12 protein-coding genes are annotated in these 12,116 nt (G+C 72.4%); 6 read left to right on the top strand and 6 right to left on the bottom strand.

Translation table 11 applies throughout. The features are described from left to right. Positions 1-87: 87 nt before the first annotated feature. On the bottom strand, positions 88-1,056 hold the full coding sequence (locus tag E5225_RS17835) for a lytic polysaccharide monooxygenase (protein ID WP_136225258.1): 969 nt from the start codon (positions 1,054-1,056) through the stop codon (positions 88-90). 327 nt (positions 1,057-1,383) lie between these two features. Between E5225_RS17835 and E5225_RS01060 the strand changes: the two genes are divergently transcribed. Beyond that, positions 1,384-2,046: a hypothetical protein gene (locus E5225_RS01060; RefSeq protein WP_135972261.1), complete on the top strand. Its 663-nt coding sequence runs from the start codon at positions 1,384-1,386 to the stop codon at positions 2,044-2,046. Between the two features lie 31 nt (positions 2,047-2,077). Here E5225_RS01060 and E5225_RS01055 read toward each other — a convergent pair whose 3' ends face one another. Continuing rightward, a complete protein-coding gene (locus tag E5225_RS01055; RefSeq protein WP_135972262.1) occupies positions 2,078-2,470 on the bottom strand; it encodes a PIN domain-containing protein in 393 nt (130 codons plus the stop codon). Further along, positions 2,467-2,742, bottom strand: coding sequence for a type II toxin-antitoxin system Phd/YefM family antitoxin (locus tag E5225_RS01050; protein ID WP_135972263.1), 276 nt, complete (start codon positions 2,740-2,742; stop codon positions 2,467-2,469). Before E5225_RS01050 ends, E5225_RS01055 begins: the two co-directional genes overlap by 4 nt. 289 nt (positions 2,743-3,031) lie before the next feature. Between E5225_RS01050 and E5225_RS01045 the strand changes: the two genes are divergently transcribed. From E5225_RS01045 to E5225_RS01035, 3 genes are all read left to right on the top strand, one after another. After that, complete coding sequence (locus tag E5225_RS01045) at positions 3,032-4,909, top strand: DUF2075 domain-containing protein (RefSeq protein ID WP_243738089.1); 1,878 nt, start codon at positions 3,032-3,034, stop codon at positions 4,907-4,909. A 71-nt stretch (positions 4,910-4,980) separates the two neighbouring features. Then, positions 4,981-5,949, top strand: coding sequence for an HNH endonuclease (locus E5225_RS01040; protein ID WP_135972264.1), 969 nt, complete (start codon positions 4,981-4,983; stop codon positions 5,947-5,949). Between the two features lie 66 nt (positions 5,950-6,015). Continuing rightward, positions 6,016-6,573, top strand: a complete 558-nt coding sequence (locus tag E5225_RS01035; RefSeq protein ID WP_135972265.1) for a hypothetical protein — start codon at positions 6,016-6,018, stop codon at positions 6,571-6,573. A 68-nt stretch (positions 6,574-6,641) separates the two neighbouring features. On the opposite strand, the gene E5225_RS01030 is transcribed toward E5225_RS01035, so the two are convergent. After that, positions 6,642-7,874, bottom strand: coding sequence for a Fic family protein (locus E5225_RS01030; protein ID WP_135972266.1), 1,233 nt, complete (start codon positions 7,872-7,874; stop codon positions 6,642-6,644). Between the two features lie 206 nt (positions 7,875-8,080). On the opposite strand from E5225_RS01030, the gene E5225_RS17830 reads away from it, so the two are divergent. Together E5225_RS17830 and E5225_RS01020 are read left to right on the top strand one after the other, a co-directional pair. After that, positions 8,081-8,677: a DUF6318 family protein gene (locus E5225_RS17830; RefSeq protein ID WP_341867951.1), complete on the top strand. Its 597-nt coding sequence runs from the start codon at positions 8,081-8,083 to the stop codon at positions 8,675-8,677. Next, on the top strand, positions 8,674-9,537 hold the full coding sequence (locus E5225_RS01020) for a hypothetical protein (protein WP_243738091.1): 864 nt from the start codon (positions 8,674-8,676) through the stop codon (positions 9,535-9,537). The genes E5225_RS17830 and E5225_RS01020 overlap by 4 nt, the downstream gene beginning before the upstream one ends. Before the next feature lie 29 nt (positions 9,538-9,566). On the opposite strand, the gene E5225_RS01015 is transcribed toward E5225_RS01020, so the two are convergent. Together E5225_RS01015 and E5225_RS01010 are read right to left on the bottom strand one after the other, a co-directional pair. Then, the gene (locus E5225_RS01015) at positions 9,567-10,829 is read right to left on the bottom strand and encodes a hypothetical protein (RefSeq protein ID WP_135972268.1); all 1,263 of its coding nucleotides are present in this window, start codon (positions 10,827-10,829) and stop codon (positions 9,567-9,569) included. Between the two features lie 290 nt (positions 10,830-11,119). Further along, positions 11,120-12,022: a phosphotransferase gene (locus E5225_RS01010; RefSeq protein ID WP_135972269.1), complete on the bottom strand. Its 903-nt coding sequence runs from the start codon at positions 12,020-12,022 to the stop codon at positions 11,120-11,122. Between the last annotated feature and the right edge of the window lie 94 nt (positions 12,023-12,116).

Genomic DNA, 12,116 nt, shown 5'->3' with positions numbered 1-12,116 from the left:
TCGGCCGGGTGTCCCAACCCCGTCACGCGCACGGCCGGCCGGGGCGTCCTCGCCCCGGCCGGCCGTCGTCGCGCTGGTCCGTACCGGTCAGCTCGCGGTGCAGGTGGCGCTCAGGCCGGTCCCGCTGCCGTTCGCGATGAAGCCCGCGGTGGTCGAGGCGCCGGCGGCGAGCTTGCCGTTCCAGCCCGCGTTCGCGAGCGTGGTGGTCCCGCTGAGCACGGAGTTCCACGCCTGCGTGATCGTGGCGCCGTTCACGGTGACCTTCCAGCTGGTGACCGCCGCGGTGCCCGCCTTCACGGTGACCTCACCCTGGAAGCCGCTGCCCCAGGAGTTGGCGGCACGCACGGTGGCGGTGCAGGAGCCGTTGCCCGGCTGCGGGGCCGGGGTCGTGGGCGCGGGCGTCGTCGGCTGCGGGGCCGGCGTCGTCGGCTGCGGGGCCGGCGTGGTGGGCTGCGGGGCCGGCGTCGTCGGCTGCGGCGCCGGCGTGGTGGGCGCCGGGTTCCCGCCCGGCGTGATGTAGGCGTCGATGCACTGGTAGAACGCGTTCACCGTGTCGGCGATGTTCCACCGGACGAAGATCTTGTGGTTGCCCTCCGGCAGGTTGTTGATCTGGTGGGTGAACCGCTTGGGCGGCATCGCCCCGTTGTCGTTGATCGTGGTGTGCAGCTTGCCGTCCACGAAGTACTCCCACGTCGACGTGGAGTGGTTCGCGACGATGTCCCAGGTGAACGTCTGGTTGGTCTTGAGCGCCTGGCGCGGCCAGGCCCGGGACTCGTTGTCGAGCTCGGTGAAGCGGCCACCGCCGGAGCACTGCATCGAGCCCTTCTTGGCCTCGACGCTCCACGGCTCGTACTGGACGGGACCGCAGTCCTTCACGGCGCCGGTGTAACAGAGGTCCTGCCGGCTGGGCGGGTCGGAGATCCACCCGTGCGCCTGGGCGGACGGCGCGGGTGCGACGGTGAGCATCGCGAAGGTCAGCGCGAGCGCTGCCAGGGCGGTCAGCAGCAGCCGCCCGACGGCGGATCGGGGGGTACGGGGGAGGACGAGAGGTCTCATGCGGGGTCACCTCGACCGGGTGTGGGTCGGACATGGAAAGAGACCTCGAACGTACGCGGCGACGAGCCGGAAAGACAGAGTAGGAAACGTTTAACGCGCCAGTGCGAACGAGGGCGAATCGCAGCGTGGTGACGCGAGTTGCGCCCGGTAAGGCAGTCCTTTTATGCGCGCGCCGAAGAGCGGTGGAATTTCCCGGCAAATATCGCCGGAGCGCTATTCGCCGGTGCGTCACAGCTTCGCCGGGCATCGAAAGGTCGGGCGCCCGTGTCGGATAATCGCCAAGGCCTCGCACGCCGGTGGCCACGCCGAGGCGGGACACTGGTCCCGATGTCTGCGTCCTCGGCTCCTCGTGGTGATCGCGACCGCCCGCGCCGGCGGGCCGTCACCGTCCCGGTCCTCGTCGTCGCGGCCGCCGTGCTCGCGGCCGCGCTCGTCGGCGCCGTCGCAGGTGGGTGGCTCACTCCGCTCGCGCTGATCCCTGGGGCGGTCGTCACGGTCGGCTGCGCTGCCGTGCCCGCGACGGCCCGCCGGAGCACGCGGCGCCGGCACGCCGCCGTCCGGACGCTGCGGCACAAGGCGGACGTCGTCGAGGTGTGGGGTGCCGTCGGGCTGAAGGACGCGCTCGCCGGGGAGAAGGCGCAACGCGCGCTGGTGCGCGCGCGGCGGCGGACGCCGCTCTCGCTGGCGGTGGGCTCCGAGGGGGTGGAGCTGTGGGCCGGCGGGAGGGTGCCGTCGCTCGTGTACTCGGTGCGGTGGTCGGCGGTCGAGGCGTTCGAGGCGGCTGCCGGGCGGTCGGCCAGCGCCTTGGTGCTCGTGACGGCGCGGGGAAACCGTCTGGTGCTCGAGCCGGCGCGACGTGCGGGGTCGCTGGTGCGGGCCCGGGAGGGTGCTGTGCGCGAGCTGGTCGCGCGGCTCGAGGTGGCGCGCGCGGCTGGGGTCACCTCGGAGACGGCACGGTCGGAGGCGGGGTTGCGGCGGCGGCGACGGTAGCTCGCCCGGGTGCCACGGTGGGGTGTGGCGGTCAGGCCTCGCGGCGGCGTGGCGCGACGACCTCGACCAGGTGGTCGAACGGCCGGAAGTCGTCCAGGTTCGCTGTCATGACCGCCGCACCGTGCCGGTGCGCCTGAGCAGCGATGAGCGCGTCCTTGCTCCGCACCTTGGCGCCCGTGGCACGTGCCGACACGGCGATCAGCCCGTAGGAGCGGGTGCACTCGACGTCGAGCGGGAGCCAGTCGAAGTGCCGATCGAGCTCGTTGAGCCGGCGGGTGCGGGCGGCGGTGTCCGCGGCTGTGCGCGCGGCCCGGACGCCGAACTCCAGCTCGGCGCGCGACAGGATGCTCGCGGCGTAGAGCTCGTCGGGGTCCAGGGCGTACAGGTCGAGGTCGATGAGGACGTTCGCGTCGAGGACGATCACGCCTGACGGCTCCACGGGTCGCGGGGCTCGTCGTCGTCGTCGACGCCGGTGAGGTCGTCGTGCCAACGCTCGGCGTGGGCGCGGTCCATAGGCTGCACGTCCGCGAGGTCGGCCCCTCGGACCCAGGCGCGGCGGGACGGCTGGTCCGGGACGAGGCGCACGCCCGTCGGGTGCCCGTGCACCGTCACCTCCGCCGCCTCGCCGGACTCGAGCACGCGCCGGACGACGGCTTGCGGGTTCTGCTTGAGCTCACGGGTGCCGACGGTGGACATGCGTCGAGGGTACGGACGGTGTAGACGCGCGTCTACACGACCCTCAGGTGCTTCGGAACCCCGACCACGCCGCCCCGATGCTGTCCGGATCCAACGCCGCCCGGTGACTGCCTCACCGGTCGGTCACCACCTGGATACCAGCGACACGGCGAACTCACCCACCGGGCTTGTCCACGATCCCCGGCGCGGCAACTACCGTTCCCCCGTCAGCGGATCGACGGACTTCTCCGGCTAGCGCCGGAGACATGTCCCCCCGCACGTTCATTCGTGCTGCCTGGGGGACGTCCACGTGCAAGCGCTGCGTCGCAGTGCCGTCGAGCTCGTCGCGGAGACCGACGCCGGTCCGTCCATCATCGAGGAGCATCTCGCGCGCTTCCTGTACCACGAGGGTGTGGGACGGGTCGGTGAGTCGGAGCGGCGGTCATGGCGGGCCTCCGTGCCCACGCTGGCGAACGACCTACGAGATGCCGGCCTCGGAGGCGTACAGGTGCTGCTCGAGACGCGACTGCCGCTGACGAGCAAGCGCGCCGACGTCATCCTGGCGGGAGTGCACCCGCGGACGGGCAGGCACTCCTACGTCGTGCTCGAGCTCAAGCAGTGGTCCGGCGCCCGACGCTGGGAAGCGAGTGACACGCTCGTCGACGTCATCGGCGCGCCGTACCGCCCGTCGCTGCACCCGGCCCTGCAGGTGGACGGCTACGTGGAATACCTCCGGGACTTCGTCCGCGTACTGGCGGACGACGACGACTCCGTGCGGGGGGCGGCCTACCTCCACAACGCCACAGAGTCGGGCGTCGCGGATCTGCGCCGGGCCGAGTCGGGGGCACGCTCGCCCGTGTTCACGGGTCAGCGGCGGTCGGACCTCCATGACTGGCTGCGCTCCCGTCTCGCGCCGGACTCGGGCGTGCGCGCCGCGGACGACCTGCTGAGCTCACGTGTCGCGCCGTCGCGGCAGCTGCTGTCGGTCGCGGCCCAGGAGGTGCAGGAACGGGAGCACTTCGTCCTCCTCGACGAGCAGCGGGTCGCGTACGAGCTCGTGCTGGCCGAGGTGCGGCGCGCGCGGAAGAGCGACAACAAGGCCGTGGTCGTCATCGCCGGTGGCCCCGGCAGCGGGAAGAGCGTCATCGCCCTCTCCCTGCTCGGTGAGCTCGCCCGAGAGGGCCGCACCGTCATGCACGCGACCGGGTCACGCTCGTTCACGCAGACGCTGCGGCAGGTGGCGGGCAAGGGCTCGACGAGGACGAAAAACCTCTTCACGTATTTCAACAACTTCATGACCGCAGAGAAGAACGGGCTGGACGTCCTCATCCTCGACGAGGCGCACCGCCTGCGCCTCACGTCTGTCAACCGGTACACGCGCAAGGAGATTCGGGAGACGGCGCGGCCCCAGGTCGAAGAACTGCTCGACGCGGCGCGCGTTCCCGTTTTCCTCTTGGACCAGTACCAGGTGGTGCGGCCCGGCGAGATGGGCTCCGTGCCGGAGATCGAGCACCACGCCCGCGCTCGCGGGCTCGACGTGCGGCACGTCGATCTCAACGCGCAGTTCCGCTCGGGTGGGAGCGACGCGTACCTCGACTGGGTGCTGCGCCTGCTCGAGCTCCGCGGTGACGGGCCGGTCGAGTGGCACGACGAGGAGCGGTTCGCGGTCGAGGTGGTCGATTCTCCGGAGGAGCTTGAACGGCGACTGACCACAGAGCTCGACAAGGGCCTGAACGCTCGCATCACCGCCGGGTACTGCTGGCCGTGGAGCGACCCGCGGCCCGACGGGACGCTCGTGGACGACGTGGTCATCGGTGACTGGCGCCGGCCGTGGAACCTGCGCGGGGACCGGTCCGTCGGCGGTGCGCCGCCGTCGGCGCTGTGGGCGACGGGCGAGGGCGGGTTCGGGCAGGTGGGCTGCGTCTACACGGCTCAGGGCTTCGAGTACTCGTGGAACGGCGTGATCTTCGGCCCGGATCTGGTGTGGCGGGACGGTCGGTGGGTCAGCCGGCGCGAGTACAACAAGGACCCCGATTTCCGGTCGCGCAAGACCGTCGACGACGCGACGTTCGACCGACTCGCGCGGCATGTGTACAAGGTGCTGCTGACACGCGGGATGGTCGGGACCGTCCTGTACTCGGTGGACGCGGAGACCCGGGACTACCTGCGGTCACTCGTGAACGCCTGACGCTGGCGTGCGGGTGACGGCGCTTGAGCAGAGCGGCGGCACAGCCGATCCCGTCTCGGGAGGTTCGACGCATGCCCTACGACGTCAAGCAGTACCTCGGTCTGACGCTCGCCGACGCAGAGGCGCAGTGGCGCTCGATCCTCGCGCGAGCGGAGGTAGGACCGGGCGAGAACCAGGTCGACTACGTCCCAGTGGAGACACTCCTGTGCGCTGCGGCGATGGTCGCGCTCGGAAACGTCAGCTACGGGAGCGGGCTGGCGTCGAGAGGGCCGACGCCGATTCCCGAGCTCGCACACGTCTTCCGACGTCGTCGTACAAGCATCACGTCGAAGATGGCAAACCTGGAGGGTGGTCGCAGCCGGGGCGGACGGAGTGATCAGCGCCTGTGGGAGGTGCTGCGCGACGACCACCGTCAGCTGTTCGACTTGTACCGCGTCATACTCGCGGCGGCTCGACGAACGGGCGCCAGGCCTGAGCTGCTCCCCGACTTCCTCGAGCTCGAGCACTCAGACACATTTGAGCTGCTCGGTCAGGACGAGATCGACGAGACCGCCGTCGAGGCGGCGCTCCGCGAGAGGCTCGAGCAGTACACCGGAGCCGGGTCTGAGCGACCGTCCGAGCGGCAGGTCCTCGCGCGGGTGCGCATCGACCAGCACCGGTTCGCCAAGGCTGTGCTCATCAACTGCGGGTGGGAGTGCGTCTTCTGCGGGTTCGGGCTGACGGACAGGTCTAAGCCCACTCTTCTACGAGCCAGTCACATCAAGCCGTGGCGATCGAGTGACGACCACGAGCGGCGCGACGTCCGGAACGGCGTGGCCGCATGCCCTACGCATGACGCCGCTTTCGACGCCGGAGACCTCACGCTGAGCGAGGAACTCGAGGTCATCGCATCGGCGCGCATCACCTCGTCGAGCAACCCCGCAGTGCGACTCATGTTCGGCGCGCCCCTCCTGCGCCAGCACATTCGTCTGCTGCCGGGCGGGCACAGCCCGCGACCCGACTACCTGGACTGGCACCGGGAGCGCATCTTCCTCACGTAATCGCTAGCCGGGATATCCCCCGATCGGAGCTAGCTTCTCCGTCCGCTTCCGCAGAAGCTCGGGTGCATGCCCGACCGTCACGCGCGCTTCGTGCGGAGCGCGCTGACGGACTCCGAGGTCGCCGAGGTGGCCGTCGTCGACGAGCTCGCGCGAAGGCTCCGGACGCACCTGGAAGTGCGACGCGACGAGATCGACCGCGTGCACGTCCACCGAGCATCGAGCTCAGCGGTGCAGGCGGTGGTCGGTGAGCTCCTACGGGAGATCGGGTTCGACGAGGAGGTCGTACTCACCCCGCAGGACGGCTTCGTGACGCGTGCGCGCCCCGACTTCGTGTTCCCGATCGCGGACGGCCGGGGGATCATCGCGGAGGTGGAGCGTGGCGGCACGACGACGAACAATCACGACCTCAAGGACTTCTGGAAGGTTCACATCGCGAAGGACGCACAGCACCTGTTCCTCGTCGTGCCTGCGGCGAACTGGAACGAGGCAGGTCAGGCGCGGGAACGGCCGTTCGCGCGGGTCGCACACCGGCTGGCCGCGTTCTTCGGCGACGCGCGCCGAGAGGTCGACGTGCTGAGCGCGCACGTGTTCGGCTATGGCAGCGACGCACCCGCGGCACGCTGAGTACGGCCGTACCGGCGAAAACGCCGGTTGCGCGACGAGCCATAACGGTCGTGACGCAGCTCACCTCGTCACGCCTCCCCCAGCCCTCGCCTTCCAGCCCGGGCAGCGAACCGGTCCAGCGCACTGACCACCTGCGTCGACTGCCACAGCACCGACCGCCGCCGGCCCCCCACCTCCACCAGCGCACCCGCGGCGACGAGCCGTTCGATCGCCCGCGTCGCGTTGGTGTGCGAGATGCCCAGCTCCTGCTGCACGAGCGCGGTGTGGAGGACCGGCTGGCGCAGGACGAGGTCGACCAGCGGCCACGCGGACGAGTCGGAGCGTGCCGTGATGGCCGCCCGCCACTCCTGCCGGATGGTGCGGAGGTCCGCCAGCAGCACCCGCCCGTTGAGCACGGCCGCGTGGGCCGCACCGGCGAGCGCATCGACGATCGGGGCCGGGTCGCCCTCTCGGTACGCGGTCAGGGCGCCGAAGTACCCGGCGGTGTCGATGAGCAGTCCGGCCGAGACCGGGACCGTCAGCGTCCGGGTGAGGCGCCGGCGTCGCAGCAGGGCGTGGACGAGCGCGCGCCCGGTGCGCCCGTTGCCGTCGGGGAACGGGTGGATGGTCTCGAACTGCGCATGGGCGAGGGCGGCGTGCGTCAAGGGCGGGACGTCGTCGCGTCGGGTGAAGGCGACGAGGTCGTCGATCGCGGCGGGGACGCGGCCCGCGTGCGGTGCGACGAACGCGGCGCCGTGCGGCGAGTACCCACCACCGCCGATCCACACCTGCTCCGTCCGCCACCGACCGGCCAGGTCGGGCGTGGCGTCCACCAGCAGGGCCCGGTGAATGGCGAGGATCGCGTCCGCGTCGATCGCCTCGGACAGCGCGAGAGCCGCCTGCATCGCGTGCACGTTCCCGACGATCTGGGCCGCGTTGCGGCGCGACTCCTCCCCCAGCTCCGCGAGCGCGATCTGCTTCGCACCGGACGCCAGGTTCTCGATCTGCGAGCTCGATGCGGACTCGGACCGCAGCAGGATCGCCGCGAACGGGGCGACATCACCGGCCGCCTCGGCGTCGAAGTCGCGGATGACAGCGGACGCCTCCTCTGCCGCCGCGGCAGTCGCCCGGGGCAGGTGGACGTCGAGGTCGGCGATCGCAGGCGTCACCGCCGCCCGGTACGGACGCGCGAGCTCCTCCCGGGCGGACCGCGACAGCAGCTCGGGCGGCAGCGTGGACTGCCACCGCAGCTCCTCCCAGGCGAGCGCCGGCCACGAACGCTCGGATGCGCCCGTGGTTCTCGGGTCGACAGGGATGGACATGGGTCGAGACTATCTATCTATGCCGCGATAGGGATGGATAGCGGCCATCAAGTGCGAATCCCTGCGGCGCCCTTGGGTGCGGGTCAGCGTCGAGGTGATCGCCTACACCGAACCCTCCTCGGTGCTCTGATTCGACGGCCGCGCTCGCCATCCACAGCGTGGGCGGTGCTGGCGTCGAGACAGTCGACAACCGGTACTTTCCGGGCATGCATCGACGGCGAATCGCAATGGCGGTGTGCGCAGGGCTCGCGCTCGGGGCGCTCGCCACCGGGTGCACCGACCCGGCGTCGCCACCGGTGCCGACGTCCTCCACGACCCCGTCATCCGCGGTGTCGTCCCCAGCTCCAACCGCGAGTCCGACGTCGACGGTGAGCACTCCTCCGGCGCGACCGGACGCGATGACGTCCCCGACCGCAGATGGCGCCGCGGCGGCCGCTACCTACTTCATGGCTGTCTACAGCTACATGTATGCCACTGCGGACGTCGCTGCGTGGGAACAGCTCTCCTCACCAACGTGCGACTTCTGCATCGGACGGCGGGACGACGCGACGCGGATGGCGGGGTCCGGGGCGAGAACGGAGGGCGAACCGGTGGCGGTCCTCACGTCGTCGGGCGTCGAGATCGACCCGGACAGGTGGTTCTCCGCGACCCTGTCGATCGACGAGCCGCCGTCCGAGGAAGTAGCCGAGGACGGCACTGTCGTGTCGTCCTCGGCCGGTGGCACGTACGAGCTCTACTTCGCGCTGTCGTGGGACGGCGACTGGACGGTTGAGGCCGTCGACGTGTCGAGGACCGACGGATGAGCGTGCGCGCGGTCGCCTACGTCGTCGGGCTCGTTCTCGCTAGCGTGGCGGGCGGTCGCGACCTCGGGGGAGCAGTGTCAGCAGACCGCGCCGCCATCGACATGAATGTCGCGGTGGCGGAGGACGTCGCTCGCCGGAATGCCGCCGTCTCGTCCGCAGAGCGGCTCGTCGACTACGAGCGGTCCCCGATCTGCACGACGCTGCCGTGGGTATGGGTCAAGGGCAACCTCGACGGGAGCTGCCCGATCGACGGGACGCCGTTCGGGACTGCCGAATGCGGCGAGGATTCCGTGGTTCTCGCGATGTGGCGGCGCCAGAGGGCGACGCCCGCCTCGCCATGGGGCGAGTGGGAACAGGTCGACCGAGGCGGCTGCGGTGCCGACATCCTGCCCGTGCTCACCGCGGAGGACTTCCGTCGCCTCCCCATCCCGGCCCCGGTCCTCAACGTCCAGCCGGCCGCGGACTGGGTGCTGGTGAACATGGAGACGATCGTCTACACCGACCCCTCCCCGGTCACCCTGACCACCGACCTCCTCGGCTACCAGGTCACCGTCGAGGCCACCCCCACCCGCTACACCTACGACTTCGGCGACGGCTCCAAGCCCCTGGTCACCACCGACCCCGGCTCCCCCTACCCCGCGTTCGACACCTTCCACGTCTACCGCGCGCTGGGCACCCGCACGATCACCCTGACCACCGAGTGGTCCGGCCGCTACCAGGTCGCCGGCTCCCCGGCCTGGCGCGACGTCGACGGCACCGCCCAGACCACCACCACGAGCGCACCGTTCGACGTCGTCGAACGCACCAGCAAGCTCGTCGCCGAGCTGTGCACCGCCGTCCCGACACCGGACGACTGCTGACGAGCAGCACGTCCCCGGCAACCACCCGCCTACCCGCCGGCGGCCGCCCCCGGTGCCAGCTGCGCGTACAGCGCCTCCACGTCCGCCCTCAGCGCGGCCACCCGCGCTTCCTCCGCGGCCACGGCCTCCCCCGCGATCCGCACGGCCTCGGCGCGCTGCGCGAGCGCCGCCTCGTCCCGCACCAGCAGGGCCCGCGCCTGCGCCAGGGTCTCCGCGGCCGGCGCCATGGGCAGCTTCGTCCCGTCGATCCACGTCCACGACAGCCGCCAGCGCGCCCGCTCGCCGGCGGACATCGCCGCGAGGTGCGCCTCCTCCTGCTCGACCACGCCCCGGTAGCTCTCGAGCGTCGCGGTGTCCGCGTCGAGCTGCGCCTGTGCGGTGTGGTGCTCCAGGCTCTGGGCGGTGAGCGCGCCCTGCGCCGCCGTCACCTCGGCGACCATGCCGTCGAGCATGCCCTCGAGACCGGTGTGCACCGCCACGAGCGCGCCACGGTCCGCGACGAACCGACCCCACAGCTCCTCGAGCCGGGGGTGGAGGCCGCCGGGCTGCCACACCTGCGTGCCGACGTACGCGAAGTGCTCGGTCGCCCGCTTCTCGGCGTACGGCCCCACGGAGCCGGCGATCTGGGCGTGCACCTCGTCCGCGGGGTCGAGGCCGGCGACGACCTGCTCGAGCAGCCCGGTGGCCTCTGCCCGCTCGCCCGGCGTGAGCTCCAGCCACGCAGCGTGCAGCAGCTCGTGCCCGGCCGTCTCGACGACGAAGCCGCGCAGCCGCGCGTCCGCCGGCTCGTAGATCGCGATGGACGCGTCCGCGCGCGCCGCGCCGCTGGGCCCGTGGTAGCAGCCGACCACGCTGCCGCCGCCGGGCTCCGCCGCCGAGTCGTCCCGCGCGCAGGCACCGGCGAGCTCCGACGCCCCGAGCAGCCGCGGACGCGCGCGGTAGAGCACGTCGCGGCCCTCGTCCGTCAGGAACATCTCGTCGGCGAGCGCCGCGACCTCCGCGGTCGGCTCGGGCACGCGGCCGACGACGTACGTGTCGAGCCACGGCGCGTCGACGTGCTCGAGCGCGGGCGGGAGCAGCGTGACCGCACCCCACGCACCGACGGCGGCGAACAGCACGATCGAGAGCAGCCGGGCGACGAGGCTCCGCCGCGGACGCTCGGGCGGCGGCGGGGCGAGCGGGTGGACGCGCCACCCGTCGGGGGAGGTGGCGACACCGGCGGCCTCGTCGGCGACCCACTGCGGCACACGTCCCGACGGGGACCGCGGCAGGTCGTCGCTGGGCACGCTCACCCCGGCAGGATCGGCACGGACGGGCGCCGCGTTGAGCCGCGGGCACGCGCGGACGCGGTCGTCCACGGGCGGCACGGGCCGAGCTCCGACACACCGGACACTTCCGTTGGCCTCCCCGTCGTGACGTCCCCGGACATGAAACCCACGACCTTGCCACGCCCGACCCCCCGGCGGGCCCGTTCGACGACTCTCCTCCGCCCGGGGCGACGATGGGCCACCCAGGGCGGCGGGCCCGCCGGCGGCGGAGGCGGAGGCGTCTGCCCGCGACAGTGCGCCCGCCGGGCACCCGGTCAGCCCACGCCGTCACCCGCGCGCACCACGCCCAGCTCGCCGAGCGCCCGCCACCCGAACCCCACCGTGTCCGCGCCGGTCCACGTCGCCCACCCGGCGGCCATGGCGAGTGCGGTTCCGCGCGCCCGCGCCAGCGTCGCCGCGGACACGCCCCCGTACGCCTCGAGCGCCGCCGAGACCCCGCGCGCCGGCAGCGACAACCACAGGAACCCGAGGTCGGTCGCCGGGTCGCCGCCCGCGATGTCGGCCCAGTCGATGATCCCGGCCAGGCGCCCGCGGTCGCTGAGCAGGTTGAACGGGTGCAGGTCGGCGTGGATCCACGACCGCGGCAGGTCGACCGGCGCCGCGATCGCCTCGGCCCACGTCCGGTCCGCGAGCGCGCGGTCCAGCTGCAGCCCGCGTCCCGGTGCCGCCGCCTCCACCGCGTCGAGCGCGGTCAGCAGCCCCGCCTCGCGCGACGCGAGCGGCACCGACTGCTCCGAGTTGTACGGCGCGTCCTCCCCCACCGGCGCGTGCACCTCCGCGAGCGCCCGCCCGAGGGCCTCGCCGCCCGGCACGTCCAGCGGGCGCTCCGCCGCCGGCACGCCCGGCAGCCACGTGACGACCGCCCACGGCCACGGGTAGACGTCCCCGGGCGCGCCGACGCGCACCACGCGCTGCGTCGGGAACGTCCACCGCGCACCGAGCGCGCGCACCCAGCGGATCTCCGCCTCGATCGACCCCACCGACGCCGCACGCCGCGGCAGCCGCACCGCGAGGTGGTCGCCGAGCCGGAACATCGCCATGTCGTACCCGGAGTACCGCTGCCCGACCGGCAGCGCCGCCAGGTCCGGGTGCTGCTCGGTGAGCAGGGCCGCGACGACGCCGGCGTCGATCGGGACCTCGTCGTGCGGAGCGGTCACGGCCCCTCCTCGGTGGGTAGCCGGCGGGCCTCGCCAGCGTAGGGACGCCCGGCGCGCGGATCACCCCGATTCCGTGCCGCGACCCCCGACCCCG

Source organism: Cellulomonas shaoxiangyii, from assembly GCF_004798685.1.
Taxonomy (GTDB): domain Bacteria; phylum Actinomycetota; class Actinomycetes; order Actinomycetales; family Cellulomonadaceae; genus Cellulomonas; species Cellulomonas shaoxiangyii.
The sequence above is the reverse complement of the archived record's forward strand: the minus strand, read 5'-3'. Positions and strand labels throughout refer to the sequence as shown.